Genomic DNA, 26747 nt, shown 5'->3' with positions numbered 1-26747 from the left:
ATTCCCCTCACAAAACATCCACAGCCCCTATCCTCTGAATTAAATATTTCAGATTTGGCCAATAATTCAGGGGGCTTACACGCCAGGGTGAGAGCGTGAATTTTTTGTTAACAAAATTTAGGGTTGACGGATAAGAAAAAACATCATCTCATCCTTCTTTTTTTAGGAAGTATTCTCATGAGCATCGATGCCTTTTCTCAATATTTCAGTACGTTAACAGACCCTCGCCAGTCGTCTAAGATCAGTTATCCTTTGTTTGATATCCTTTTTCTGGCAATTACATCCATCATCGCCGGCGCGGAAGGATGGGAAGATATTGAAGATTTCGGCGAAACGTATTTGGACTGGTATCAAAAAAAATCACTTTTCCCGAATGGAATACCGGGACATGATTCTATCGCTCGACTTATTTCTCGTCTCAATCCTGTTGAGTTTCAGCACTGTTTTATCCAGTGGGTTCAAGGGATTAATGAACGTTCTGAAGGGGAAATTATCGCCATTGACGGGAAAACATTGCGGGGAACTTATCACGGCAAGGATCGGCAGTCGATGTAAGTGCGTTTGCCACCCAGAATGGCGTTGTGATGGGGCAATTGAAGACAGACAAAAAGTCCAATGAAATCACTGCGATCCCTAAATTACTCCGTTTGCTGGATATCAAAGGCTGCCTGATAACGATTGATGCGATGGGGTGTCAAACGAAGATTGCGGAACAAATTGTGCAGCAAGAAGGTGACTATCTTCTGGCGGTGAAAGGCAATCAGGAAACGCTGTATCACGCCGTCAAGAAGGCGTTGTCTGCGCAAGTCTCAGCAGTGAGTCATGCCGAAAATATCACGATAGAACAAGGGCATGGTCGTATAGAAGCGCGTGAATATCATGTATTGTCTGCACAAGCGTTATCTCAACCATTTCCTGAATGGAAAAACTTAAAAAGCATCGGCGTAGCAATCGGGTATCGAATTAATAATAAAGGAAAAGAGTCGCTCGATTATCGTTATTACATCAGTTCAGCGGAGCTAAACACGGATAAATTTGCGACCGCTGTCAGGAGCCATTGGGGGATCGAAACACGATTACATTGGGTTCTTGATGTCACTATGGGAGAAGATGCTTGCCTTATCCATCGGGGAGAATCGGCTGAAATATTGGGATGTATGCGTCATATCAGTGTCAATATGTTGCGGGCAGAAACAACCAAAAAAGCGAGTATTCGCCGAAAACAACGGCTTGCGAGCATGGATATTAACTATCTGGACAAGGTATTAGTCGCAGGATTTACGGTGTTGGGCAAGAAGTGAGCATTCACGCTCTTGCCCTGGCTTACACGCAGATACAATTAATTTCTGAATATTTATATAATTACAGCCCAATACCGCCAGTTCGTAGGCAATAATAGCTCCTATACTGTGACCAAAAAAAATAAGTTTTCCCTCAAATTCTTTGAGCTGATTTTTGAGGTTTTCCAATAATACACTAAAAAAGTCTGTGAAATTTTTTGATACCGAAAACTCGCTGACTGAATAACTCATAGAGATAATTCTAACTTCTTCAGATAAATGTTTTTTTAAAATATCAAAAGAGCTGGCACTTCCACCTGCATATGGAAAAAAGACTAATATATTCCGTTCATTCATGAGAACCTCTATTATAGTTATCCTTTTATTTTATTAGTACTAAAAGACAATAGCTATTCTTAACGCGATGCTCGACTTTTATGGTGAGTTGAAATGACATAGCCGCTCCTTTATAACTTTAAGTCGCCAAACTGAGAGAAATAAAGGAACAAAGGCTATGTCACAGCAAGATTTTATCATTTGGGTGTTTTGTTGGGTAGACGATAATTTAACGGCGTTACAGCAAAGCTCTCGATTCAGAAGCCGGGGATACCCACCTAAGCTGAGCGATGCGGAAGCCATCACGATGGAAGTGGTAGGTGAATTCTTAGGCTTTTCAACGGATAAAGGAATTTGGACGTACTTTCGTGATCACTGGTGCGAGTGGTTTCCGGGACTGGGTTCACGCGCCAATTTTGCTAAACAGGTTGCGAATCTTTGGGCTGTTAAACAAAAGCTGCAAGAAAAGCTGGCGAGGTTATTGGGTGCGTTCGATAGGCCGGTACATATTGTCGACGGATTTCCGTTGCCCATCTGTGGATTCAAAAGAGCGAAAGGCAGTGCCAGCTTTAAAGGACAAGCTGATTATGGGTACTGCGCCGCCAAAAACGAAACTTACTACGGCTTTAAAGGGCATCTCATGATAGATGAAACTGGCGTAGTAACGGGATTCACATTGACGCCCGCCAATGTCAGTGAGCGTGAAGCGGTCTGGGACTTGACTAGCCCAATAAAAGGCTGTTTGCTCGGCGATAAAGGTTATTTAGGTTTTGAATTTCAAGAGGAAATGAAGCAGTCGGGTATTGAAATGATAGCCCCGGTGCGTGCCAATATGGATGACCCAGTCCCCAGAGAAACAAGAAAGCGCATTAATGCCAAACGGCGCTTAATTGAAACCGTCATTGGTCAACTCGCTGGGCAATTTGCTATCGAGAAGTGCTGGGCACGGGATTTGTGGCATTTGAGTAATCGAATAGCCAGAAAACTGCTTTCTCATACACTGGGTATTTTTGCCAATTTTAAACAAGGTAAAAGTCAACGCGACTGGCTTCAACAAGCCCATGTTATAGGGAGCTAAAGTTGAGCATCGCGTTATTCTTAATCTTTAAAGCATTATTCCTATAAAACAAAACGCCTTTAATTCCGTTGTGCAATATAAAAAATAAACCCAAGATATTTTCTGATGCAAATCATGACACTCAACAAGCACCCTCGTCAATAAAAAGCACATTTATGTTGACTTTATGTTTACTATACTAAAAAAAGCCATAGTTAATATAAAATACATTTTAATAAACTAATTATCGCATTAAAAATAAATTCAATCATTTACATTAACACCAAAAAAATTCAAGCAGATAAATATCTTCCCCAAAAGTAGCCACAGGCATGTATAAGTCTTCCGGGGATAACGTATAAATGCACATTATAATAAACCAATGTGGGATTTCACTTGCCAGATTTAACTTTCAAGTGTAACGCTTCCCCCGTAAACCTAGTGCATATGTCCGGCAGCTTGACTATAGAATGTTGAAGGCGTACCTAAAAAATTATCCCTTTTCATTTCTCAAATTGTAACTAAACTATAATTAATAAACTTGAAGATACATGATAAAAAATTCATATAATACTGATTTAAAATGATTATAAATCATGGCAAACCTACACCTTGAAGTTAAATTAGTATATACAGCTTAAATTTTCAATCCCCGTTCTCCATCCATTCTCCTTGCCACTAACACAGCCGCCTCCAGTTCACTGCATTGGTGCTCACGCATTAACGCCCGTCGTTCCGCTTTTTCTTCTTTTTCCGTCATCCCCAACGCCAGATAGAGGCTTGGGGGCACGACCCGGAACAGGGCTTCGATTTTTTTCGCCAGCACCACGCCTTCGGTATAACAGCGGGGTAATTTACTGGCGGAGAGCAAGACAGCTTTCTGTTCTTCGTTAAGTTTTTTGAAACGGGCGATTTGCTCGACTTCATCCGGCGGCATGGTCAGGCACAACCACCATTCCGCCATATTGACTCTATCAGGCCATTTTCCGGATGTTGCTTCGCATATTCCCGCAATTCGCGAAACCGACAGGCATCCGCATTCAGCTCATTCAGCGCGGCGATACGGGCAAGCACGATTGACGTCACCGCCAGCCCGAAGGCATCGGCTGAGAGTGTCACCGTTAACTGCGTGTCCGACAGGTAAACCGGGTAGTTTTTCGCTGAGGTCGGCACCATATAGGCCAGCGACTCAGACACCTGCCGGCCTGTCCATTGTTCATACGGGTCATTTTTGCATAACGTTGAAGCGGTATTGACAATCAGAAACCCCAGAAACAACCGCTCCAGCGATTTTTTACCGGGAAATGCCGCAGACAGCGCGAGACTGTCCAGCATGATAAGGTCACCTTCTTGCATGATGTTCTCCTGTAAATAAAAAAGACGGAGAACACCCTGCCCGATGGGAAAGGAATTCCCCGTCGGGTAACTGGCATTGTGCCAGGGTAGATTAAATTATCGCCATGCCCCCGCTAAACTTAAAGCCGCCCGGATACACGGGGCCTGGGGGTGTTGCAGCGCATATTCCCGCAAATCACACAACCGTTCAGCGATTTCATCCTGCTTTACCAGTGCCGTCAGATAGCCCAGTACCGTCAGGGTGACCATCAGCCCGAACGTATCCGCTGACACCTCGCTGTTAAAGTCAGTGGTCTCGATTTTGACCCTATACGTGTCAGCGCGGGTCGGCACGGCATAGGCAATTTTGTCGGACACTTTCCGGCACTGCCAGGTATCACACCGGTAATCCTCACACAGCGTAACCGCCGCTTTAATGACCGAGTGTTCCAGCAACCTCAATTCCAGTGGGCTACTTCGCGGAAAGACGTCCGCAAAAGGGGACAATTCAGACGCCGGTACAGCATGCACCGTTGTCCTGGTTTCGTTTTGTTGCATGGTGGACTCCTTTAAAATAACGGAGAACACCTTGCCCGACGGGAAGCATGTTCCCCGTCCGGGTTGACTGGCTGGGTTGCCAGCGTGGATTAAATAACCTTCATCATCAACAAAGATGATATCTGCTTCCAAAGGTGGGCAGATGTACCACACAGTGTGTACTCCCTTGCAGGCTACGGGAGTGTGGGTGTCGCTGCCCGAAGGTGATCCTCACAAGCGACCGGATCATATGTAAGCCTTATCACGATAATAAACGGAAGTCATAAGGTCAATGCGTAATTCATTTTCCGGGACAGAAAATAATGCCAGAAGCACGATGGCATTATTTGAATTGATTCGAATGCAATCTACCCGTTCTAATTTTATGGTGTGACCAAATCAGGCAACTTGCTCTAACTCACTTCTGGACAAAAATAAGTTAGAGATAGATGATGAATGGTTAGATAGTGTCGTCATAAATAAATTCATGTAATAATCACCCTATATTACATGAATGGATGACTTAACCATGAGCACACCCGCACACCGCCGTCACGATATTTCCGATCATATTTGGAGTTTGCTTGAACCTCACCTACCGGGGCGTAAGGGGGCCTGGGGGCGTGTTGCTTATGATAATCGATTATTTATTAATGCCGTGTTCTGGATTTTACGGACAGGCGCACCCTGGCGAGATTTACCGCCCGATTATGGCGACTGGAAAAATACGCATCGCCGTTTTTGTCGGTGGCGGGACAAAGGCGTATGGGAAGGACTGCTTGAAGAACTCATCTTTGAACCCGATTTCGAATGGCTGATGATTGACGCCAGTCATATTAAGGTTCATCCCCATGCCGCAGGAGCGGCAGGAGGCAATCAGGATATGGGGTGCACAAAAGGGGGCTCAATACAAAGAGACATCTGGCCGTGGATGCGCATGGTATGCCGATCAGAGCGCTTATTACAAGCGGTCCCACAGCGGATTGCTCACAAGCTGAGGCCTTGATTGACGGAATAGAGGCAGAACATTTATTAGCGGATCGGGGCTATGACAGTAATACCGTTGTTGAACAAGCAAAAAAACAAGGCATGGCAGCGCAAATTCCCGGCCGAAAAAATCGCAAAGTGAAACGCGAATATGATCGAGACCTCTATCGACTCAGGCATTTAGTTGAAAATGCGTTTCTTCATCTTAAACGCTGGCGTGGCATAGCAACCCGCTATGCCAAAAATAGTGCATCGTTTCTTGCCGCGGTCCAAATCCGTTGCCTTGCTCTTTGGTTAAGTATCTCATGACGACACTATCTAGCCAAATGTAAAATTCAGTTGTATTGCACCAACCATAAGGTCAGGTCGTGTATAAATCAGTACACTTTTATTCACCCTCAATATTCCGGTAATACACCTGCCGGATATAGCGCCCGCGCCCATCGCCATGTCCCAAATCCATCGAGACCAGGGCCTGTGCTTCCTGCTCGCTGAAGCCCTGCGCGGTATAATGTTCACCAGATTGCTGGGCAAAATGGTAGCGCATACTGTGTGGGGCTTTCTTGCCGCTCAATCCTGCCCTTCTGACAATATACCGATAGCGATCTATGGCCTGGGTGATAGTGGGCTTATCAATCAATTTGCCGCTACGCCCGGCCTGCTCGCGTTCCGCATAAGCAATCGCGTGTTGCAGGGCTTCCCGATCCAGTATGACCGTTTGTCTTGGACGTCCGCCTTTGGTGCCGAACACCACCCGCACAGAGGTATGCCCGTTTTCCAGCGCTTTTTTCCAGGTCGCTAACGATTTATAGGCTTCGATCGCTTCTTTGGTGCGCAGCCCCAGTACATAAGCCAGTTGCATCACCGCTGCCACGCGCCGGTCTTTTTGTTCCACCTGCTGAAAAATTTCCCGGAACGCGGCCGGTGTCAATGCCGTTTTCGTTCCCTTGCGGCTCGTCTCAGCGATACCCAATGCCCGGTTACTCAGGCGGGCATTATCGGGATCAGCCAGCTTGTGCTTTCCCGCCCGCGCTAAAATGGCCCGCAGCACCGACATTTCATTTTGCAATGTCCGGTGATTAATATGGTGAGCTTTTCGTTCAGCGATGTAGCGCTCAATATATTTCACCTTCAGGCTATCCATTTGCCGGAGTTTGATGCCATTGTTTTTTAAATAATCAAGGAAATACCGGGCAATCCGCTCACGATCAGCCACTGTCACAAAACTTCCGCCCGCCTGTCGGGCATGAGTAATAAAGGCTTTTCTGAACTGCTCAACCTTTGAACGTGTCGATCCCTGCGCCATTCTCGCCTCTCCTGCTGCTTTGCTTGTGTTTTAGCCATTTTTTGAGTCGTTTTTAAAACAATTCCCTGCGTGTCGGTTCAGGTTCACCGTTCCGTGGTGCGTCAGACAATGTGTAGCAGGGCGGGATTGTGTTGAGTTATTGCAGGAGCTCGCGACGTGCTCAGCACAGCGATGACATGCTCCCCGTTCAGGGCCTAATCCAATCAGGGTGAACGCCTCATTATCTTGACGTGATTCATTTCTCCTTCATTTTTACTGCATCAGCCTGCAATCAGGCAGCGGGTTGAAAATCCGATATGACGATCGTTTATCAATCAAACAAAATGGCGGTTAATGGTCTGTTTTGCGTGGTTTCACTGAGTAATGCGGGGTTCAAATCGGCCGTAAAGTCAGGCTCTACGTGCTCTGGACGTTGGCCGCTTTGCGGCGTCACTTGGTAAACGCTGCGCTTTAACACAAGTGACGCCGCGCCGTTTTCGGGACGTTTTTCGTGATAAATGCAAAATGCAGGTGAATGTTGTACCGGTTAAAACGGTATCGATTAACGTAAGGCAGAGTATGTTCTGCTCGGTTATGTATGTGAATAGCCGATGATGAATACCACCGGGAGACTTTCATCCTCAGACGGAGGGTTAGGTGTCCGAGGATATCTGCTTCCAAAAGTGCGCAGATGTACCGCATTGCATGCACTCCCTCTCAGGCTACGGGAGCTTTCTTTCGCCGCTTTACGCTGATCCTTACAGGCAATGGATCATTGGTAACAGTTAAATACCTTATCGATTAGGTTGAGCGAGGTCAAATTTTTGTTTGATGGAAATAATGGTATTTTCCTCTGTTTATAATGTAGACAGGCTTGTGAGATGCCCGAAATTAATATAGCCTATACACTGAAATGCTGGCTGGGTTCCGATAGACAACAACCGGGCGGGAAATGCGATTCGGAGTATGACTGTGGGGCGAGAAAACAGGCTGTTTTCGGGTTCACTAGCCGCAGGACAGCGGATCGCCATGGTGATGAGTTTGCTTGAAACGGCCAACACGAATGGTATGGTCATGATTCCTAGGTCTGGTTACGTGACGTCTTGCATCGGTTACCCACCTAGCCGAACAACCATCAGTTGAATGAACTCCTGCTCTGGCCTGAGAAGCCGTTTAGCTAAATTATGAACAAGATCGGCCACATTGAAATTCCGGATCTTTATCATTAATACTGCTTGTCGTCATAGGGACTTCTGGAAAGCGTTTCATCAATCTCATTTTGTGCTCTTAATTTCCATGCTGGATTGAGCTCCCCCATAAGCTCTACTATCATCGGAAAAGCAATACGTCTCCCGTCTCTATTTTCAATGCGATGTTTCAGTTCATATTGAAATGCTACTCCATGAACAAAATCAGACATAATCCAATAAAGCAATTCATCCAGTGATGAAGTAACTTTTCTGGAAAATTCGAATCCCCTTTCAGCATAAACATAATTATATTGATTATCGTCGAAAGTAATATGAGGTCTGCCATCTCCCGGAGATCCTGCAAAAATGTGTAGATCTCTACAGTGGAGATTGATTTTTGCGCCTAATTCATTAACTTTTTTTTGTATTTCATCAAACGAACGCACCATTTTAGTCAACCTCATTAAATATATTTATTCTTCAAAGGCCATTTTACATCAACCAACCACTATCATAATCAATTATATATCAAGAAATTTCAGACACTTTTGTAGCCTTTTTCTACTGTTTTTCATATTTAATCGGTGAAATTCTATAGCGGTTAGAAAAACCCGGTTCACTAGCCGGGATTCAATATTTATTGATTACCACCACTTAGGATAATCATTAAATGCCTCGTATAGTGCGTATTTTGACTCATCAGTTATCTTTTCTCTCCCCTTTGCTGAGTAATCCTACTTTGTTCTTATCTGACAAAGCAAGGTGAGATCACCGGACCGTTACAGCCTTACGATTATCCGGCTCGTTGAGCACAACTGACTGCTAAAAAGAAGATCCCTGCTCATGGCCGGGATTCTTTTTAAGATTGGTAATCCTCATATTCCCAGGCAAAGACACGGGAAAGCTTTTGGGCTATTTCCATCCAGTCATCACCTTCGCACTGATCAATATAGTCTGTGATGATTTTTTGGATTTCATCCAAATCATATTTACGTACCAGAAGTGTATGCCGCATCAATTCTGGCACCCATTGGTGTTTGCAAAGCCATTCAGGAGTACAAACATTTACCTGAAAATAATTTATACCATCTTCTTGTTCTGGACCTATAGATAGAGTTAGCAATAAATTAAAACTATCAACTTCTTCAGGTACGAAAGTATTAAGATCACACCAATCATTTCCTAAGGTTTTTAACACAGCTTTCATCTTCTTATTTCTCTTTAAATACATTCAAATGACCATCACCAATTTTAACTTTTTGTCCTGTTATTGGATTAATGGTGTACGTTTCAAAATTAGCCTGAACCCCTGTTGGATTTACAGAGATTGGTGCGTTAGGTTTTTCTTTGGGATATCTATATACACGTGTACCATCAGTGCTAACTAAGCCAGTTCCATCGGTTGTAGGTCTTGCGCCATCTCCCACCCAAATTTTGCCTAATCTATCCGCATCTGCTCGAGTACCCGTTCCCACACCATAATTGACTTTACCATTATCACCTTTAATCACAGCGGCTAATCTCGGATCCTGTGAAGCAATATGATTGAGGTTTTGCTTCGTAAGATCCTCTTTCAATTTAGGGTAAGTGGCGATATTTTCTGCACCGCTTGTAGTTTTTCCTACGGATTCCGATTTGGCTCCTTTATCAGCATTAGGTAGTGATTTCCCATCAAATTTCCCTGTTTTGGGTGATTTTAATCCCGTACTAACTTCTTTAATATATTTATTATCTATAAGCCATTGCACGTTAACCCGTTCCTCAAGAGCAGGTAAAATTTGCATTCCTCCCCCCTGCTGTTCAAAGGCTGGTGCAATTTTCCCCTGCAATACAGGTAAAGGTTTTATAACTTCATATTCATAGTATTTTTCAGCTCTTGCACCTGGTGCCAGTGCTCTTTGTTCATAAAGAGTTCCTTGAGGAGCTAAGAATGAACCATTAGGCTCCCCATATCTGTCCAAACGCATTCCTACAGGAAGAGTCGTTTTAACAGGATCTTCAGCAAAACCTAAATTCTTAGGCCAATTCCAACTGCCATCTTTATTTCTAAACTTATCGTAATATGAATATCCACCCGCTTCTGCATCTGCGATGGTATTACTGGGAAGATTTGTCTGTTTTGGCGTTGAATTTCCATTTGGTACATTTCCCTTATCAGAGAAAGACCTTGTGATCCTGTTATCCTTGTCCACCAAAACCGTCACAGTTTTCCCTGTTTTCGGTGATGTCAATACCGTGGTTACAGAACCACCCAATCCAATTGCTGCATAGGTAATTTCCGAATATTCTGGTGGGACACCCAATGCTTCAAGTCCTTGTGCTCCCATCGTTTTGATAGGCTTGCCTGATTCCAGAATATTCGAACCGGTATACAGGTTATCAATTCCTTGTGTGGCCATAACTGCACCAACTGCACAGCCAATACCTGTACCACAAGACACTGCACCACCAATAATCTCAACTGCCCCACCTGCTGCCTGTATCAAACCACCTGCACGAGTTGATAGCTGGTATTTACCATCCTTATACACAAGGTTATCTGTCAGTGCATCGGCTTTTCCATACTGGAACATCGGAAACGCATAATGAGCGACTGTGCCGTCCGGTTGTGGAATGTAGTGGTCATGTGCTACCAATATCGAGAGGTGTTGGGATGGAATGACAGAAGTCAGCCGACGCCGTAGTAGTGATAATTAACCGACATCACGAAGGGCAGAACATGTTTAACCGCAATTAGGACATTGATACTCGATGCCGATTAATGACGCACAAAGGCAAAAGAATGCCACCACAGGCCAGGATAGCGAACAGAAGTCGTCAAAGCAGCCTTGTGGTGCTGAAACCGACACGGCGGTCAGTGGGCAAACGGAAGCGGAAATGCCGTTGACAATGGAAACGGTGATAGAAAGAAGCAACATGATGCTTGCTTATCAGCGAGTGGTGGAAAACAAGGGTGCGGCAGGGGTAGATAACCTGAGCATACAGGCGTTGAAACCGTGGCTGAAAAGACATTGGGCCAGTGTCAAAAGGGCATTAATGGCCGGAGAATATCTCCCCCGAGCGATACGTAAAATGGACATCCCAAAACCAGACGGTGGAGTGAGAACATTGGATATCCCAACGGTGGTAGATAGACTGATCCAACAAGCCATCGCGCAGAAACTGAGCCCCTTAGTTGAGCCAATTTTCTCTCGATCTAGCTATGGCTTTCGACCATCCCGTAACGCATGGCAAGCGGTGCAACAAGCACAAGCGCACATGAACAGCGGGAAAAGATGGGTTGTAGACATGGACTTAGAGAAGTTCTTCGACAAGGTCGATCACGACATTTTGATGTCGAGACTGGCTCGGATAATCAAAGATAAATGCGTATTGAAGCTGATCCGCAGATATCTAGAAGCACCGATGAGGGAGGGAAAAGAGCATATAAAGCGAACGCAGGGCATGCCGCAAGGTGGTCCATTGTCACCGCTGCTCTCCAACATATTGTTGGATGAATTGGACAAAGAGTTAGAAAAGCGAGGACATCTCTTCTGCCGTTATGCAGACGACTGCAATATCTATGTCAGGAGTCGGAAAGCGGGTGAACATCTCCTTAACGATCTCAGTGACTACCTCGAAAGGGGACTAAAATTGAGTATCAACAAGAAGAAAAGTGCGGTTGCGAGACCGTGGGAACGCAAGTTCTTAGGGTACAGCGTAACTTGGCACAAAAGCGTTCGCCTGAAAATCGCGAGCAGCAGCCTCAGTCGACTAAAAGGGAAAATCCGTAACCTAACAACGGGTCACTGTTCAAAATCAGTCAAACGGGTCATTGATGAGTTAACTCCAGTGCTAAGAGGCTGGATAAGCTACTTCCGATACACAGCGGTAAAAGGCGTATTGGAGGAGCTGGACAGCTGGATAAACCGGAAACTACGCTGTTTATTATGGCGTCAGTGGAAGAGTCCGTACACGCGAGCCAAGAAATTAATGGCAGCGGGTTTACCCGAACAACGGGCGTGGAGTTCGGCATGTAACCAGCGTGGAGCATGGTGGAATGCAGGTTCGAGCCACATGAACCAAGCGATAAAAGTGTCGCTACTCAGGAAAGCAGGCTTACTATCACTATTGGAACAACATCGGCAGTTCCAGCGTTAACATGAACCGCCGTATACGGAACCGTACGTACGGTGGTGTGAGAGGACGACGGGAGTGATCCCGTCTCCTACTCGATTGTGCCGGGCATGTCCGACAGTTTGGGGGGAGGAGGCTAATCGTGAGATTAGCCCCTATCCCGATTTTTGAGTAGTATTAATGCATTGATTTATAATTAGAATTAAAGTGACCCGGTAAATGAATCCATGGATGAATCGGGTCAGTTTAATTTTCATTTCTGCAAAAAGAGTTTCTCCTTGTTTCCGATTGGGATTCACCGACACTGAGCCCAATTTGAACCGAAAGAGGAAAGACCATGTTTGAACGTTTTAAATCGCATTTTGCCCGCCAGTCTGCCCCACCGCAAAAATCCCCCGAGCAACAACCGGCAGCTATTCGTGACAGCCGGGGCTATTTCCGGCCGCAATCGGCTGACGAGTTACTGGCAACGCCCCTGCGCCGCCAGTGTCTTCAGCAATTATGGCAAAACAGTGCCTTGCCGGAAGGGCTGTATCAGCGTTTTTATCTTGCACCGGTGAAGCAATTGCTGGGCAGTACCCAGCAGGTGCCGGCAACACCGGAAGGTGACTGGTCAGGGACTGGGGGATTTGCCGACCTGACGCTGCAATTTACCACCTGTGCCGTGCGGCTGGCGAAGGGTCATCTGTTACCACCAGGGGCGGCACCGGAAACGCAGGCGGCACAGAGCCTGTTATGGCAGGCGGTGGTGTTCTGGGCGGCGTTGTTTTACCACCTGCCCTTGTTGCAGCAACTGGAAGGGGAGCTGGAGGACGGGCATGACTGGCAGCCGGGATTATGGACGCCAGGCCGTCGCTTTCGTTTCCGGTTCCGGTTGTCCCGGCCAGATTTATCTGTGCCACTGAACGCCATGATGGCAGCCCGTTTACTGCCGGAAGAGGCGGTGACTTGGTTGTTTCTGGTGCCGGACGCATGGATCTGTCTGGTATTGCATCTTGGTGGTCACTCATCCTCCCTGCCGTTGATTGACGCACTGCTTGAGGAAGCCGCCAGACAGGTGGCATCTCCTTTACTGAAACCGGGGGATTCTGCTGAGGTGCCTGATGTCACTGGGGGATTACCTGAACCCAGTCAGGCTTCTCCGGGTTTCCCCTCAGAAACGGTATCAGCATCTGAGCCATCCGGCGAGAGTGATACCCTGACGTTATTGTCTTTATTTCAATCCGGTCATGACTCCTCTCATCAGGAGAAGACAAAAAATCATCATCACGGCTCGAAATTCGCCAAACAGTCTGTCCCGGATAAAGAAAATGTTGCCACCAAAGATAACCACAATACATTATTGTAATGTAAATAGTTTAACTGGTTATTTATATCTTGTATTTCCATAAAACCATTTATTAACAATTGAATGTCATGATTTATTTAATTCATTAAGGAAAAAAAGAAGATGTTGCCTGCAACAGAAAAAATCAGTTGGGATGAGTTATTAGAAGAGTACTTTTTTTCACATATGCTGCGGCCGGCCACCGAATGGAGTTATCGCAAAGTTACCCGGGTCTTTATCCGGTTTATGGGGGAAACGGTGTTGCCGGAACAGGTTACTCACCGGGATGTGCTGCGGTGGCGGCGTCATCTTCTGCTGGAGAAAAAACAGTCGAGCCATACCTGGAACAATAAGGTGGCCCACCTGCGGGCGATTTTTAATTTCGTGATGGAAAGAAAATTTCTGCCGCTCACTGAAAACCCGTTTAACAATGCGGCAGTGAAAAAAGAGAAGAAGACGAAGAAAATCCTGAGTAAATCCCAGATAACCCGCCTTTATCTGCTGATGGGACAGTACGAGGAAGAAGAACGTATGCAGGTAACCCCCCGGGGAGGCCGCTGTGCATTGTACCCGACCGGATATTGGTTGACCGTACTGGATACGTTCCGGTTAACGGGGATGCGCCAGAATCAGCTATTGCACCTGCGGTTGCGGGATATCAATCTGGACAGCAATTATATTGTTCTGCGTGTCGAGGGCAGTAAAAATCACAGTGAATGGCGGATACCGATGATTCGTCAGCTTAAACCCCGTTTGGCGAAACGGGTTGAACAGGCAAAAGCCTGTGGGGCAAAAGACGATGATCCGCTGTTTGATTTGAGTCGTCTGGGTTTGCACTCTCATGGGCGGATGAGCCGTTACCGGTATGATCACGATAAAGAAAGGCAGCATATCCGTTCTTTCTTCAATCGGTTGTCTAAAGAGTGTGGTTTTGCCGTTTCCCCTCACCGTTTTCGTCATACACTGGCTACTGAGCTGATGAAAGCACCGGATCGTAATTTACAGCTGGTCAGAAGCCTGCTGGGGCACCGCAGTCTGGCAACCACGATGGAATACATCGATATCGATATGGAAATTGCGGGTAAAACGCTGGAAAGCGAGCTGGCGTTCTATCTGGATCTTTCCGTGTAAGCACAACGGCAGGTAAAAAATCAGGGCAGGTCTCAGACTGGATTTAGGAGGCAGCGTGAGCGAACTACCCTGCATCAACAATTGATGGTATGAAAAGATAATTGATAATTGATACCGATCCGGCATCCTGTGAACTTTACACCTGACTTGACATCAGAATCAATTACTGAAATCATTACCTTGAGCGAAAAAAAGAGTGCTTGCAAATGCAGGCACTCTGTATTCCTTATTTACGGCTTTTTTAAACATCGAGTATGCAAACCAGGCTACCAATTGTTTAACATTTTCTTAACGGCCATAAATTTTAACTTACTTGTTAATTACCTGATAGTATTCAACAAATTAGCTTTAAAATTTTGGTGCCCGGAGGCGGAATCGAACCACCGACACGGGGATTTTCAATCCCCTGCTCTACCGACTGAGCTATCCGGGCTAACGGGGCGCATTAAACCGTATTCAGCCTAATCCGTCAAACACTTTTTGCAAAAAAACGATAAAAATTGATTGTTTGCTTTATTTTTATACCAATTCAGTGTGGTTATTCAGCTAATGCCGTTTTTTATTAACTTAATGCCCCATTTTTTCGGCATTTTGCGATGGTTAGAATATCTTGAGCTAGAATTTTCGCAGTGATCACATCTTCAAAATCTCTTTTCACTAATAGCCTACTCAGACACCCCTCAAGGATAAGTTCCATCTGTTGAGCGACTTGCTTGCTATCGTCAATATCAAGTTGTTGTAATAATTCTTCCGTGTAATGGAAAGAGTTCTGTTTTTGTAATTCTGCTAATTGGTGAATTGGATGGTTAGCGTCAGGAAATGCGCTGCAAGCAGCAATAAACAGGCAGCCTGGATAACGTTGTTCTTGTACTTTTTCTTTGAGAGCGTCGTAGCGTGCCAGCAATTTTTGCTCAGGGCTTAGGCCTTCATCCAATAGAGTTTGGCGCTGCCAGATTTCAATTTGCTGGCTGTGATGGCGCAAGCAGTCGTAGAGTAAGGCTTCACGATCAGGCCAAAAATGTTTTATATGGCTGATATCAATATCGATAGAGGCTAAAAGCGTCTCCAGTGTCGCTGACAGGCCATGTTGCTCTAATAAGTTCAGGACATGGCTAAGCACATATTCACGTTGCACGGTGGCTCTCCTTCCAGATTATTTTGGTTGTCGATGTTGTAATTGCTGTACATGCTGATTAAAACGCTGAGCATCTATGAATCCATTGATTCGCTCATCGGTTAGCTCTGTTCCCTTATCGAAAAATAAGATAGTGGGGAGTCCCAGCACTTGCAGTTTTTGCAACAGTTCTTTTTGTTTTGGGGTGTTATCCGTGACATTTGCCTGTAACAAGAGGAATTGGCTTAATTGTGCCTGTACTTTTGGATCACTGAAAGTATATTTTTCAAACTCCTTGCAGGCGACACACCAGTCAGCATAGAGATCCAACATAATCGGTCGATGATGATTTTCCGCCAAAATTTGACTTAACTCTTGCCAATCAGAGACTTGTTGAAACTGTAAAGTAACTTTTTGTTGTTCTGCCACAGGGTTTCCCCATACCCAATCTTGTAGAGGACGTGAAGCAATGAGTGCCAAAGCAAGTAAGATAACTTGTAAGGTTCGTATCCAACCGTTTTTGCTGTTTAAAGTTAATGCGAATGCCCAACCAAGGAAAGAAACAGCTAATAGGCTCCACAATCTTATGCCCCATGTGTCACCCAGTACACGTTCCAGCAAGAAAACTGGCAGAGCCAATATGATAAATCCGAAGGCTTCCTTAACGTATTGCATCCATGAGCCGCTGCGTGGCAGGAGTTTGTGACCAAATAGTGTGACGGCGATAAGCGGTAAGCCCATTCCCAATGCGTAGAGGTACAACGTTAAGCCGCCGACTAATGTATTACCGCTTTGGGCGATATAAAGCAAAATAGCACTGAGTGGTGCGGTAGTGCAGGGAGAGGCGATTAAACCGGCTAAAGCTCCCATCACGAATACGCCAATGTAAGAGCCACTTTGTTGTTGGTTGCTCCAATCCACGAGGCGAGTTTGGAGCGAAGAAGGAAGTTGTAATGTATATAGCCCAAACATTGATAAGGCGAGCAAAATAAACAGCACTGACAGCCCTACGAGAATGTAAGGATTTTGCAGGGCAGCCTGAAATTGCAAGCCAGCCGCCGCGACGATTAAGCCAAGTATTGTGTAAGTGAGCGCCATTCCCTGAACGTAACTCATGGCGAGCCAAAAAATCCGTTTCAGGCTTTCAGGACGTTTTTGGCCCAAAATAATGCTGGAAATCAGCGGATACATGGGCAGTATGCAGGGAGTAAAAGCAATACCAATGCCAATTAATAACGCCCAGAGTGGCGAAAATGGCACATCGTGGGACTCGGATGGTATATCTCCCTGTTGCAGAGGTGCTTGTAAGGAGTCTTCTTTATTTGTCGTTATGTTGGTGGGGGGCGCGGTTTTATTGCCTGATAGAGAAGCAGCAACGGCTTGCAATGGTACGCTTAAGGTTTCAGGCGGATAACAATAACCTGCTTCTGCACATCCTTGGTATGTAATCTGGAGAGAGCCGTTGTTGGTGGCAGACAGAATGGGAATATCAATCCGTGCCGATTGAAAATAGACTTCTGTCTTACCAAAAAACTCATCTTCATGATCGACGCCTTTGGCGTATGAAATTTCACCCAATGATACTTCTTGATTGGGAATGATATTGAACTGTTTTCGATAAAGGTAATAACCAGGTTGAATATCCCAGTTCAGAGTGAGTTTATTTCCTTGTTGCTGAAAATCGAACATGAATGCCTGATCAGCAGGAAGGTAGAGGCTTTTCCCTGGTTGTTCAAACAGTGCGCTAGCGTTGTTAGGCGACAGAGCGATACTGCTGAACAGTAGAAGCAACATAAGAATACGTTTCATCATAAGATAGTCTTTAGCCTGCCTGTATCGTGGGTTTGATTCCTAATATTAAGACAATGCAGAGTTTTTTACAGGAAAAGATGTGTCAGGAAGATTTCAGGGGCTGGCACGCCCCTGAAATAATAATGCCAAATAATCGAAATTGTGAAGCTACAGGATAATACCACCAAACAGAAAACCGAATGTGACGGCTAATACAACGGCAAGAGTACCCGGAATAAAGAATGGATGGTTGAAGACAAAACGTCCGATACGGGTGGTTCCGGTATCATCCATCTGTACGGCTGCAACCAGTGTCGGATAAATTGGCAGGATAAACAAACCAGACACTGCGGAGAAAGAAGCGATCGCCGTTAATGGCGTGACATTCAGAGCCAGAGCCATTGGCATTAATGCCTTAGCTGTTGCTGCTTGTGAATAGAGTAATGCTGAACAGAAGAAGAAGATGACTGCCAGTAACCAGGGTTGGGCATGAATCAAACTACCCGCGGTTTCTTTGATCCAGTCTATGTTCGCTTGAACAAATGTATCGCCTAACCATGCAACTCCTAAGATACAGATACATGCGCTCATACCTGCTTTGAAAGTGCTTGAGTTCAGGATGGCATCAGTATCGACGGAGCAAATAATGGTGGTGAGCGTAGCGACACTGAGCATGATGATCAAAATCGCATTGGTGGTGTTCATTAGCGGTTTTGCAACCAGGCCGACACTTGGGCTATTAATAATCGCATAAATGACAACACCAACAACACCGAGCAGGAACAACAGAACAGAGCATTTTGCTTTGGGTTTGATTTGAATCTGGCTGGCGCCACGCATTTCTATCAAGCCATCTTCAAGACGTTTTTGGTAAACGGGATCATTCGACAATTTTGCATCAAACAGCCATGAAATAATGAATGACATAAGGATGATGGCACAAAATGTTGAAGGCAGTAATACCATTAACAGGTGGATATAGCTGATGCCTTGCCCTTCCATAATCGATGCCATATAAACAACCGCCGCAGAAATAGGTGAAGCAGTGATACCGATCTGGGCAGCGACAACGGCAGTAGAGAGTGGACGGCATGGTTTTATGCCTTGCTCTTTGGCAACTTCTGTAATAACAGGTAATGTTGCCAGTGAGATGTTACCCGTGCCTGCAAATAGTGTCAGAAAATAAGTGACGATAGGTGCAAGGACTGTGATGTATTTGGGATTCTTGCGCAGTAATTTTTCAGTTTGCTGAACGAGATAATCTAGTCCCCCCGCCACTTGCATGGCTGATATCGCAGCAATGACGGCCATGATAATTGAAATTACGTCAAATGGAATACTACCTGGTTTAACACCGATGGCGGCAAGGACGAGAACACCAATCCCACCAGCAAAACCAATACCTATTCCCCCTAATCGTGCCCCCAAAAAAATGGCCAGCAGAACAATAACCAATTCTACGGCTAACATGTTAAATACTCCTTCATTTATTTAGTATTATGAAAATCTATGGTTAATAGTTTGTGTTTGCAGAAAATTAAAAAGGCACGCTTCCGGTTGGAATAGCGTGCCTTAATAATTAAGACGAACTCGTTATTATAATCATTTAATTAGTCATCAAAACGTTTTGCTTTATAAGTTGGATGTTTTAGGTTCTCAACGGAGAAAATATCATCTAATTCAGCTTCGGTCAGTAAACCGCGTTCAAGCACAACTTCACGGACACTTTTGCCTGTTTCAGCACAGATCTTACCCACGATATCGCCATTGTGGTGACCAATAAAGGGGTTCAGATAAGTCACGATCCCGATGGAGTTGAATACGAAGTTTTCGCAAACATCTCTATTGGCAGTAATGCCGTTGACGCATTTTTCCACCAAATTACGGCAGGCGTTGTTCAGGATAGATATAGATTCAAACATAGCCTGGCCAATCGCCGGTTCCATGACGTTAAGCTGTAATTGGCCTGCTTCTGCTGCCATAGTGACACAGGTATCATTACCGATGACTTTGAAGCAAACTTGGTTAACAACTTCTGGCACCACAGGGTTAACTTTCGCTGGCATGATAGAAGAACCCGCCTGCAATTCTGGCAGGTTAATTTCATTCAGGCCAGCACGAGGGCCGGAAGAGAGCAGACGCAAGTCGTTGCAAATCTTGGACATCTTAACAGCCAGACGCTTCAACGCACTGTGAACCATGACGTAAGCGCCACAGTCAGAGGTGGCTTCTATCAAATCTTCTGCTGGTTGGCAAGGCAATCCTGTGACTTCGGCCAATTTTTCAACGACCAGCTTTTGGTAACCTGGTGCAGTATTCAAGCCAGTACCGATAGCAGTCGCGCCAAGGTTTACTTCTAGCAGCAGCTCTGCCGTGCGAGTGATGTTTTTGATCTCTTCTTTCAACAGTACAGAAAAAGCCCGGAATTCTTGGCCCAGAGTCATGGGAACCGCGTCTTGCAACTGGGTACGGCCCATTTTCAGGATGTCATCGAATTCAACGCCTTTTTTGTCAAAACCCTCTTTCAGCAACTCAATGGAATCAATTAAGTGCATCAGGGCGTTATAAACAGCAATTCGGAAACCGGTAGGGTAAGCATCATTGGTTGACTGGCTTCTGTTTAGGTGATCATTTGGGTTCAGGTACTCATATTCACCTTTTTGATGTCCCATCAACTCCAGGCCGATATTTGCCAGCACCTCATTCGTGTTCATGTTCAGTGAAGTACCGGCGCCGCCCTGAAAGACATCAACAGGGAATTGATCCATACATTTGCCTTTAATGAGAACTTCATCACACGCTTTGACGATAATATCTGCCACTTTTCCAGAAATAGTATGGAGTTCTTTATTTGCCAGTGCCGCAGCTTTTTTCACCATCACCATGCCCCGGATGAACTCAGGCACATTGTTGATGGTACGGTCACTGATATAAAAGTTTTCAATCGCACGTAGAGTGTGAATACCATAGTAGGCTTCAGCAGGAACTTCTCGTTTACCTAACAGGTCTTCTTCGATACGAATGTTGTTTGACATGAGAACCTTCTTAAAATTGGATACGTTTTTTGACTGTTCTATTACGTGTTTGTTGAAAAATAATGTTGCCGCCAACAATTTCCCTGATATTAAACACTTATCATGAAATTGCTGGCGCGATCATATGTGGATTTGTAAGAAATGCCTTGAACCTGGATCACTTTATAGTGCTATTTTATTGATGAAATAACATATGTGTGACTAAGGTCACGATTACGGGAGGAAAAAGTTGAGGATTTGAAGTGTTGAAAACAGCCACGATTATCCCCACATAGATTATCTAACACCATATTATGTGATCTAACCCGATATTAGGTGTCACACAGAGTGTGAATGATCGAATAGTGTGAACCCTCAATAATAATGAAAGGAGAACCACGTGCGTTGGCTCCCGCTTATCCTTATATGCCTTCTGGTTTACATCGAGTCTGTCCTGTTTGTTCGGATTGCCTCCGAAGTTGGAGTCTTGTTGACTCTGTTATTGGTTATCCTGACGTCTTGTCTTGGTGTATCCCTTGTGCGTAATCAAGGTATTAAGAATTTCCTCTCTATGCAGCAAAAACTCGCAGCCGGTGAGAGTCCTGCGGAAGAAGCTGTTAAAAGTGTATCTCTGGTCATCGCTGGATTCTTGCTGATATTGCCCGGTTTCTTCACCGATTTTCTTGGGTTACTGTTGCTATTGTCTCCCGTACAGAAACTTCTGACAGCGAAGCTATTGCCTCATATTAAGGTTTACCGCCCGAATACTTTTTATGGTTCCGGTAATTATGGTAATCATCATGGCGGTTATGGGCAGAACGGGCAGACTTTTGAGGGAGAATATGAGCGCAGGCAAGATGACGCTTCTCGTATATCGGATGACCAAAAAAATTATGGTGAATCTGACAGTGAGCGCAATAAGAAATGATTGCCGTTACATTGGTTGAGATTTCAGAGAGTAAGAAAAAAGTAAAATTTTTTTGTTACCCACCCTTGAAGTCATGATCTTAAGCCCCAATTTGTAGCTTCATGATACCGGTTCTGTTGGGTTCTGGTATCAATCCTCTTACCTGATATGGACTTTATTTATAGGAGATCTATCAATGAAAATTCGTCCATTACATGACCGCGTTATTATCAAGCGTACAAGAAGTTGAATCAAAATCCGCTGGCGGTATTGTTCTGACGGGCTCTGCTGCGGGCAAATCTACCCGTGGGAAAGTTTTGGCAGTCGGCAATGGTCGCATTCTCGAAAGCGGGAAGTGAAGGCGCTGGACGTAAAAGTAGGTGATACTGTTATTTTTAATGAAGGTTACGGCGTTAAAACAGAAAAGATCGATAATGAAGAAGTATTGATCATGTCTGAAAGCGACATTCTGGCAATTGTTGAAGCGTAATTGAAAATCTTATTACGCTTAGATCTTCTTGATTGAACGAATTTAAAGGAAAGACACAATGGCAGCTAAAGACGTAAAATTTGGTAATGATGCTCGCAGCAAAATGCTACGCGGTGTGAATGTACTGGCTGATGCAGTTAAAGTGACCCTGGGCCCTAAAGGCCGTAATGTAGTTTTGGATAAATCTTTCGGTGCGCCTGTCATCACTAAAGACGGTGTATCTGTAGCACGTGAAATCGAATTGGAAGATAAATTCGAGAACATGGGTGCTCAGATGGTTAAAGAAGTCGCTTCTAAAGCTAATGATGCGGCAGGTGATGGTACCACCACAGCAACCGTATTGGCTCAAGCTATCGTCACCGAAGGTCTGAAAGCTGTTGCTGCTGGCATGAACCCAATGGATCTGAAACGCGGTATTGATAAAGCAGTTGTTTCCGCTGTTGAGGAGCTGAAAAAACTGTCCGTACCTTGCTCTGATTCCACTGCTATTGCACAGGTTGGTACTATCTCTGCAAACTCCGACGAAACTGTAGGTAAACTGATCGCAGAAGCGATGGATAAAGTTGGTAAAGAAGGTGTAATCACCGTTGAAGAAGGTACTGGCTTGGAAGACGAACTGGATGTTGTTGAAGGTATGCAGTTCGACCGTGGTTACCTGTCTCCTTATTTCATCAACAAACCAGAAGCGGGTTCTGTTGAACTGGAAAACCCATACATCCTGCTGGTTGACAAAAAAATCTCCAACATCCGTGAATTGCTGCCAGTTCTGGAAGGCGTCGCTAAAGCAAGCAAGCCTTTGATGATTATTGCTGAAGATGTTGAAGGCGAAGCACTGGCAACTCTGGTTGTGAATAACATGCGTGGTATCGTGAAAGTTGCTGCGGTTAAAGCACCTGGCTTTGGTGATCGCCGTAAAGCCATGCTGCAAGATATCGCAATCCTGACTAACGGTACTGTTATCTCCGAAGAGATTGGTCTGGAGCTGGAAAAAGCGACTCTGGAAGATCTGGGCCAGGCAAAACGTGTTGTTATTAACAAAGACACTACAACTATCATTGATGGTGTCGGTGAAGAAAGCGCAATTGCTGGACGTGTTACTCAAATCCGTCAGCAGATCGAAGAATCTACTTCTGATTATGACCGTGAAAAACTGCAAGAGCGTGTTGCTAAATTGGCAGGCGGTGTTGCTGTAATCAAAGTAGGTGCAGCAACTGAAGTTGAAATGAAAGAAAAACGCGCTCGCGTTGACGATGCACTGCACGCAACTCGTGCGGCTGTAGAAGAAGGTGTTGTTGCTGGTGGTGGTGTTGCTCTGGTTCGTGTTGCTAGCACAATCTCTAACCTGACTGGTGACAACGAAGATCAGAACGTTGGTATTCGCGTTGCACTGCGTGCGATGGAAGCACCAATGCGTCAGATCGTAGACAACGCAGGTGAAGAGCCTTCTGTTGTTGTAAACAACGTGAAAGCAGGTAAAGACAACTACGGTTATAACGCTGCAACTGAACAGTACGGCGATATGATCGAAATGGGTATCTTGGATCCAACTAAAGTAACCCGTTCTGCACTGCAATTCGCAGCTTCTATTGCTGGTTTGATGATCACTACCGAAGCAATGGTGACTGAACTGCCTAAAGATGACAAAGCTGACTTAGGTGCAGCTGGCGGTATGGGCGGTATGGGTGGAATGGGCGGCATGATGTGATGCTGTTCATCCTGATGATGGCATTGTCCATCTGTTAGGAAAGCCCTTAAAGGCGAGCAGGGAAAACTTGCTCGCCTTTTTATTGTTTCCATAATCAATGAGGGAAGTTATGCGAATTAAGATTTTATTTAGTGCGTCAGTATTACTGTTGGCAGGGTGTACAACAGCTCATCAATTAACCTCTGCTGGCGCTAATGTGCGTTTTGTGGACACTCAACCAGGTAGTGAATGCCAGCGATTAGGTGAAGTTAGTGGTACCCAAAGCAACTGGCTCAATGGTGTTAGCAATGAAAGTAGTTCTATGCGTAGTGCAGCCAATGACTTGCGTAATAAAGTGGCTGAAGGCGGCAACGTTATTTATGATATAAATAGTCCATCAGAGGGGTTATTGTCTAGTTTTGTCCCCCTTGATAGCAAAATGGTTGGTCAGGCCTATAAATGCCCTTAGATATTAAATAGATGTGCCTAGTGAGAAAGTGGTTTGGGCAAGGCTCAGAAAGAATGTTTCGCAACATTAAGAGTCGCGAATATATTCAGTTTTTGTGCGCTGCCCATTCAGAAGAACTCAATAATGATGGAATTAAACTCATCTGTTATCGATTGGCATAGGAATTATCACTAGTTTTGTGCTAGTCCTAAATCCAGTGGGGTTTTGCTTGGTTCTCCACCAATTTCTCTGGTCAGGCTTGGAACCAGATAACCGGATACTTTAGTTAATAATTCTCGCATGACAGCTTTTGCCTCTTCATCGTCCACGAGAAAATGTGCGGCACCTTGAACTTTATCCAGAACGTGAATGTAGTAAGGTAATATGCCTGCGTCAAAGAGTGCATTACTTAAATCAGCCAAAGTCTCTGCATTATTATTGACATCACGTAACATCACACTTTGATTCAGCAGTGTCACTCCAGCTTGTTTTAGTCGAATCATACTTGTGCGTAACGCATTATCAATTTCATTCGCATGGTTGATATGGGTTACCATGATGACCTGCAAACGAGTTTGTGCAAGACGATTACACAATGAAAGCGTTATACGATCAGGGATCACAACCGGTAAACGTGTATGGATACGTAACCGCTTAATGTGTGGGATAGATTCAAGACGGCTGATTAACCAGTCCAGTTCATGATCCTTAGCCATTAATGGATCGCCCCCAGAGAAGATAATTTCGTCAAGCTCAGGGTGTTGTTCAATATAATCCAGAGCAAGCAGCCAATTGTTTTTATTGCCTTTATTATCCTCATAAGGGAAATGGCGGCGAAAACAATAGCGACAATTAACCGCGCAACCCCCTTTGACCAATAGCAAGGCTCGATTGTGATATTTATGCAATAGACCTGGAACAACACTGCGTTGTTCATCCAATGGATCAGGGGTGAAACCAGGGGATATAGCAAACTCTTCCCGTGAGGTCAGGACTTGTAATAGAAGAGGATCACGGAGATCGCCCTTTTTCATTCGTGTTACAAATGCTCTTGGCACACGCAGAGGAAATAAGCGCTTTGCTTCATTGCCTTCTTGCAGTTTCGTATGTGTGTTTAAGGATAACAGTTGTAACAACTCATTGGGATCAGTAATAACATCCGCGAGTTGTTGTAGCCAGGCTTCTCTGACAGGGTGAATATGGGTTATAATGTGTGCCATTTTTTGGCTAAGCCATTTTGTTAAAAATTAGAGGATCTCCATGGCTACTTATAGTACCAATGAATTCCGTTCAGGTCTTAAAATCATGTTAGATGGCGAGCCGTGCGCTATTCTTGACAGTGAATTTGTTAAACCAGGTAAAGGGCAGGCATTTGCCCGCGTTCGTATTCGCAAACTGATCTCTGGTAAACTGTTGGAAAAAACTTTTAAATCAACAGATTCTGCTGAAAGTGCAGATGTCATGGATGTCAACCTGACTTATTTATACAACGACGGTGAATTTTGGCATTTCATGAACAACGAAACTTTCGAGCAGTTGGCTGCAGATGAGAAAGCCGTTGGTGATAATGCCAAGTGGCTGATCGATCAGGCAGAATGTATTCTGACTCTGTGGGATGGCCGTCCTATCGCTGTAACTCCACCAAACTTTGTTGAACTGGAAATCGTTGATACTGATCCAGGTCTGAAAGGTGATACTGCTGGTACTGGTGGTAAACCTGCAACCTTGAGCACCGGCGCTGTCGTTAAAGTTCCTCTGTTTGTCCAGATCGGCGAAGTGATCAAAGTTGACACTCGTTCTGGCGAATACGTTTCTCGCGTGAAATAACCGCGTTTGCTATTCTAAAAAAATCGCAGCCTCTTCGTCCAGAGGTTGCGGTTTTTTATCATCACTTCTTGGTTAGTCTCATTGCAGCTATTAAATCGGGTAGCTATAATCCAATTTCATTTCTTATCGTTATCCTGGACGACCTGGATAAACGTCATCTCATCGGGGACGGCTCCACTTATCCTTATATAAAGGGAAAGACATGTCTTGGTTGATCCTTCTTATTGCTGGTTTGTTGGAAGTCGTGTGGGCGATAGGCCTAAAATATACCCACGGTTTTTCACGCTGGGTGCCGAGTTTAATTACGATCAGCGCGATGGTGGTCAGTATGGGGTTACTGGCTTATGCCATGAAAAATCTACCGGCAGGAACTGCCTATGCAGTGTGGACAGGTATCGGTGCGGTGGGTACGGCGGTTTTCGGCATCATGGTGCTGGGGGAATCTGCGAATTTAGTTCGGATATTGAGCCTTGGCCTGATTGTGATTGGGATTATTGGCTTAAAGTTGGCGGGTTGATTGCTTATGAATAAACCCAGCGCTGTGCTGGGCTTATGATTATTTCTTTTCATAACGCGAAGGCCATATTTCTTCTGGTGTTCGTCCAAGTGCTGTCGCAATAAGGCGTTCGCCTTTTGGCCAGTGTCGTTGCAATGCATTGGCAAGAGTTGATGATGCCAGCCCTGCTGATCGTGATACTTCCGATAGTGTTGTTCCGCGTTTTTTCAATTCAGCGATGATGTCAGCAGAATGCCAGTCTTTTTTTTCCATCCTTAAGCTCTCCAGTTATCAATTATCTTTTTAATTAAAAAGTAAATGAGTATTCAGTAGACTATAAGTCACACATCATAGCATAACTCTAGCTGAAACGTGACTTATAGTCCGTGGTCGGA

24 protein-coding genes, 1 tRNA gene and 4 pseudogenes are annotated in these 26747 nt (G+C 44.9%); 13 read left to right on the top strand and 16 right to left on the bottom strand.

The annotated features are described in order from the left end of the window. Positions 1-177: 177 nt before the first annotated feature. Positions 178-1301: pseudogene (locus AAC853_RS10200) on the top strand (ISAs1 family transposase). On the opposite strand, the gene AAC853_RS10195 reads toward AAC853_RS10200, so the two are convergent. Next, positions 1266-1637, bottom strand: coding sequence for a thioesterase domain-containing protein (locus tag AAC853_RS10195; protein WP_340614507.1), 372 nt, complete (start codon positions 1635-1637; stop codon positions 1266-1268). The pseudogene AAC853_RS10200 and the gene AAC853_RS10195 sit on opposite strands and share 36 nt — an antisense overlap. A gap of 157 nt (positions 1638-1794) precedes the next feature. Here AAC853_RS10195 and AAC853_RS10190 point away from each other — a divergent pair, with 157 nt between their 5' ends. Then, on the top strand, positions 1795-2694 hold the full coding sequence (locus AAC853_RS10190) for an IS982 family transposase (protein ID WP_340614201.1): 900 nt from the start codon (positions 1795-1797) through the stop codon (positions 2692-2694). A 616-nt stretch (positions 2695-3310) separates the two neighbouring features. Here AAC853_RS10190 and AAC853_RS10185 read toward each other — a convergent pair. The 3 genes and pseudogenes from AAC853_RS10185 to AAC853_RS10175 all read right to left on the bottom strand — a co-directional run. Next, positions 3311-3643, bottom strand: a pseudogene (locus AAC853_RS10185) (conjugative transfer ATPase); the annotation flags it as partial. After that, a complete protein-coding gene (locus AAC853_RS10180) occupies positions 3613-4029 on the bottom strand; it encodes an antirestriction protein (RefSeq protein WP_340614506.1) in 417 nt (138 codons plus the stop codon). The gene AAC853_RS10180 and the pseudogene AAC853_RS10185, both read right to left, overlap by 31 nt. Positions 4030-4125: 96 nt before the next feature. Beyond that, complete coding sequence (locus AAC853_RS10175; RefSeq protein ID WP_340614505.1) at positions 4126-4719, bottom strand: antirestriction protein; 594 nt, start codon at positions 4717-4719, stop codon at positions 4126-4128. 355 nt (positions 4720-5074) lie between these two features. Between AAC853_RS10175 and AAC853_RS10170 the strand changes: the two genes are divergently transcribed. Continuing rightward, a protein-coding gene (locus AAC853_RS10170) for an IS5 family transposase (RefSeq protein WP_340614504.1) occupies positions 5075-5841 on the top strand; the annotation gives its coding sequence in 2 pieces (ribosomal slippage) (positions 5075-5450 and positions 5450-5841; 768 coding nt in all). A gap of 79 nt (positions 5842-5920) precedes the next feature. Here AAC853_RS10170 and AAC853_RS10165 read toward each other — a convergent pair. Together AAC853_RS10165 and AAC853_RS10160 are read right to left on the bottom strand one after the other, a co-directional pair. Then, positions 5921-6838: an integrase domain-containing protein gene (locus tag AAC853_RS10165; protein WP_340614503.1), complete on the bottom strand. Its 918-nt coding sequence runs from the start codon at positions 6836-6838 to the stop codon at positions 5921-5923. Positions 6839-7148: 310 nt separating this feature from the next. Next, positions 7149-7295, bottom strand: coding sequence for a hypothetical protein (locus AAC853_RS10160; RefSeq protein WP_273571435.1), 147 nt, complete (start codon positions 7293-7295; stop codon positions 7149-7151). A gap of 440 nt (positions 7296-7735) precedes the next feature. On the opposite strand from AAC853_RS10160, the pseudogene AAC853_RS10155 reads away from it, so the two are divergent. Then, positions 7736-7941: pseudogene (locus tag AAC853_RS10155) on the top strand (IS66 family transposase); the annotation flags it as partial. Between the two features lie 101 nt (positions 7942-8042). Here AAC853_RS10155 and AAC853_RS10150 read toward each other — a convergent pair. The 3 genes from AAC853_RS10150 to AAC853_RS10140 form a co-directional block, all read right to left on the bottom strand. Then, the gene (locus AAC853_RS10150; RefSeq protein ID WP_340614502.1) at positions 8043-8456 is read right to left on the bottom strand and encodes an Imm63 family immunity protein; all 414 of its coding nucleotides are present in this window, start codon (positions 8454-8456) and stop codon (positions 8043-8045) included. Positions 8457-8866: 410 nt separating this feature from the next. Continuing rightward, entirely contained in the window at positions 8867-9214 is a 348-nt protein-coding gene (locus tag AAC853_RS10145; RefSeq protein ID WP_340614501.1) for an immunity 8 family protein, read from the bottom strand. A gap of 4 nt (positions 9215-9218) precedes the next feature. Further along, on the bottom strand, positions 9219-10538 hold the full coding sequence (locus AAC853_RS10140; protein ID WP_340614500.1) for a TNT domain-containing protein: 1320 nt from the start codon (positions 10536-10538) through the stop codon (positions 9219-9221). A gap of 220 nt (positions 10539-10758) precedes the next feature. Between AAC853_RS10140 and ltrA the strand changes: the two genes are divergently transcribed. The 3 genes from ltrA (at position 10759) to AAC853_RS10125 (ending at position 14581) form a co-directional block, all read left to right on the top strand. Beyond that, on the top strand, positions 10759-12147 hold the full coding sequence (gene ltrA / locus AAC853_RS10135) for a group II intron reverse transcriptase/maturase (RefSeq protein WP_340614499.1): 1389 nt from the start codon (positions 10759-10761) through the stop codon (positions 12145-12147). A 313-nt stretch (positions 12148-12460) separates the two neighbouring features. Next, positions 12461-13471 (top strand): TraI domain-containing protein, encoded by a 1011-nt coding sequence (locus tag AAC853_RS10130; protein WP_340614498.1) that lies wholly within the window; start codon positions 12461-12463, stop codon positions 13469-13471. 102 nt (positions 13472-13573) lie between these two features. Continuing rightward, complete coding sequence (locus AAC853_RS10125) at positions 13574-14581, top strand: tyrosine-type recombinase/integrase (protein WP_340614497.1); 1008 nt, start codon at positions 13574-13576, stop codon at positions 14579-14581. 357 nt (positions 14582-14938) lie between these two features. On the opposite strand, the gene AAC853_RS10120 is transcribed toward AAC853_RS10125, so the two are convergent. From AAC853_RS10120 to aspA, 5 genes are all read right to left on the bottom strand, one after another. Beyond that, positions 14939-15014: transfer RNA gene (locus tag AAC853_RS10120), tRNA-Phe, on the bottom strand. A gap of 129 nt (positions 15015-15143) precedes the next feature. Beyond that, positions 15144-15716, bottom strand: a complete 573-nt coding sequence (gene dicD / locus AAC853_RS10115) for a division control transcriptional repressor DicD (protein ID WP_340614496.1) — start codon at positions 15714-15716, stop codon at positions 15144-15146. A gap of 18 nt (positions 15717-15734) precedes the next feature. Next, a complete protein-coding gene (locus AAC853_RS10110) occupies positions 15735-17507 on the bottom strand; it encodes a protein-disulfide reductase DsbD (protein WP_340614495.1) in 1773 nt (590 codons plus the stop codon). A 147-nt stretch (positions 17508-17654) separates the two neighbouring features. Further along, complete coding sequence (locus tag AAC853_RS10105) at positions 17655-18956, bottom strand: anaerobic C4-dicarboxylate transporter (protein ID WP_340614494.1); 1302 nt, start codon at positions 18954-18956, stop codon at positions 17655-17657. Positions 18957-19096: 140 nt separating this feature from the next. Next, positions 19097-20521 (bottom strand): aspartate ammonia-lyase, encoded by a 1425-nt coding sequence (gene aspA, locus AAC853_RS10100; RefSeq protein ID WP_340614493.1) that lies wholly within the window; start codon positions 20519-20521, stop codon positions 19097-19099. A 379-nt stretch (positions 20522-20900) separates the two neighbouring features. Here aspA and AAC853_RS10095 point away from each other — a divergent pair, with 379 nt between their 5' ends. From AAC853_RS10095 to AAC853_RS10080, 4 genes and pseudogenes are all read left to right on the top strand, one after another. Next, on the top strand, positions 20901-21428 hold the full coding sequence (locus AAC853_RS10095; protein WP_340614492.1) for an FxsA family protein: 528 nt from the start codon (positions 20901-20903) through the stop codon (positions 21426-21428). A gap of 175 nt (positions 21429-21603) precedes the next feature. Beyond that, positions 21604-21897, top strand: a pseudogene (locus tag AAC853_RS10090) (co-chaperone GroES). A gap of 58 nt (positions 21898-21955) precedes the next feature. Next, the gene (groL, locus tag AAC853_RS10085; protein ID WP_338883414.1) at positions 21956-23602 is read left to right on the top strand and encodes a chaperonin GroEL; all 1647 of its coding nucleotides are present in this window, start codon (positions 21956-21958) and stop codon (positions 23600-23602) included. Between the two features lie 109 nt (positions 23603-23711). Continuing rightward, complete coding sequence (locus AAC853_RS10080; RefSeq protein ID WP_340614491.1) at positions 23712-24050, top strand: DUF4156 domain-containing protein; 339 nt, start codon at positions 23712-23714, stop codon at positions 24048-24050. Between the two features lie 170 nt (positions 24051-24220). Here the strand turns inward: AAC853_RS10080 and epmB are convergent, their stop codons facing one another. Beyond that, a complete protein-coding gene (epmB, locus tag AAC853_RS10075; RefSeq protein ID WP_340614490.1) occupies positions 24221-25249 on the bottom strand; it encodes an EF-P beta-lysylation protein EpmB in 1029 nt (342 codons plus the stop codon). 40 nt (positions 25250-25289) lie between these two features. Between epmB and efp the strand changes: the two genes are divergently transcribed. Beyond that, positions 25290-25856 carry an elongation factor P gene (efp, locus tag AAC853_RS10070; protein ID WP_189758276.1) on the top strand — a complete coding sequence of 189 codons (567 nt, stop codon included), beginning with the start codon at positions 25290-25292 and terminating at the stop codon, positions 25854-25856. A 202-nt stretch (positions 25857-26058) separates the two neighbouring features. Then, the gene (gene sugE / locus AAC853_RS10065) at positions 26059-26373 is read left to right on the top strand and encodes a quaternary ammonium compound efflux SMR transporter SugE (protein ID WP_338883409.1); all 315 of its coding nucleotides are present in this window, start codon (positions 26059-26061) and stop codon (positions 26371-26373) included. A 39-nt stretch (positions 26374-26412) separates the two neighbouring features. On the opposite strand, the gene AAC853_RS10060 is transcribed toward sugE, so the two are convergent. After that, on the bottom strand, positions 26413-26625 hold the full coding sequence (locus AAC853_RS10060; protein WP_338883407.1) for a helix-turn-helix domain-containing protein: 213 nt from the start codon (positions 26623-26625) through the stop codon (positions 26413-26415). Between the last annotated feature and the right edge of the window lie 122 nt (positions 26626-26747).

This window comes from Xenorhabdus thailandensis (assembly GCF_037996785.1).
GTDB classification, from domain to species: domain Bacteria; phylum Pseudomonadota; class Gammaproteobacteria; order Enterobacterales; family Enterobacteriaceae; genus Xenorhabdus; species Xenorhabdus griffiniae.
Note: the sequence above shows the minus strand (reverse complement) of the source record. Positions and strands in the feature narration are given on the sequence as shown.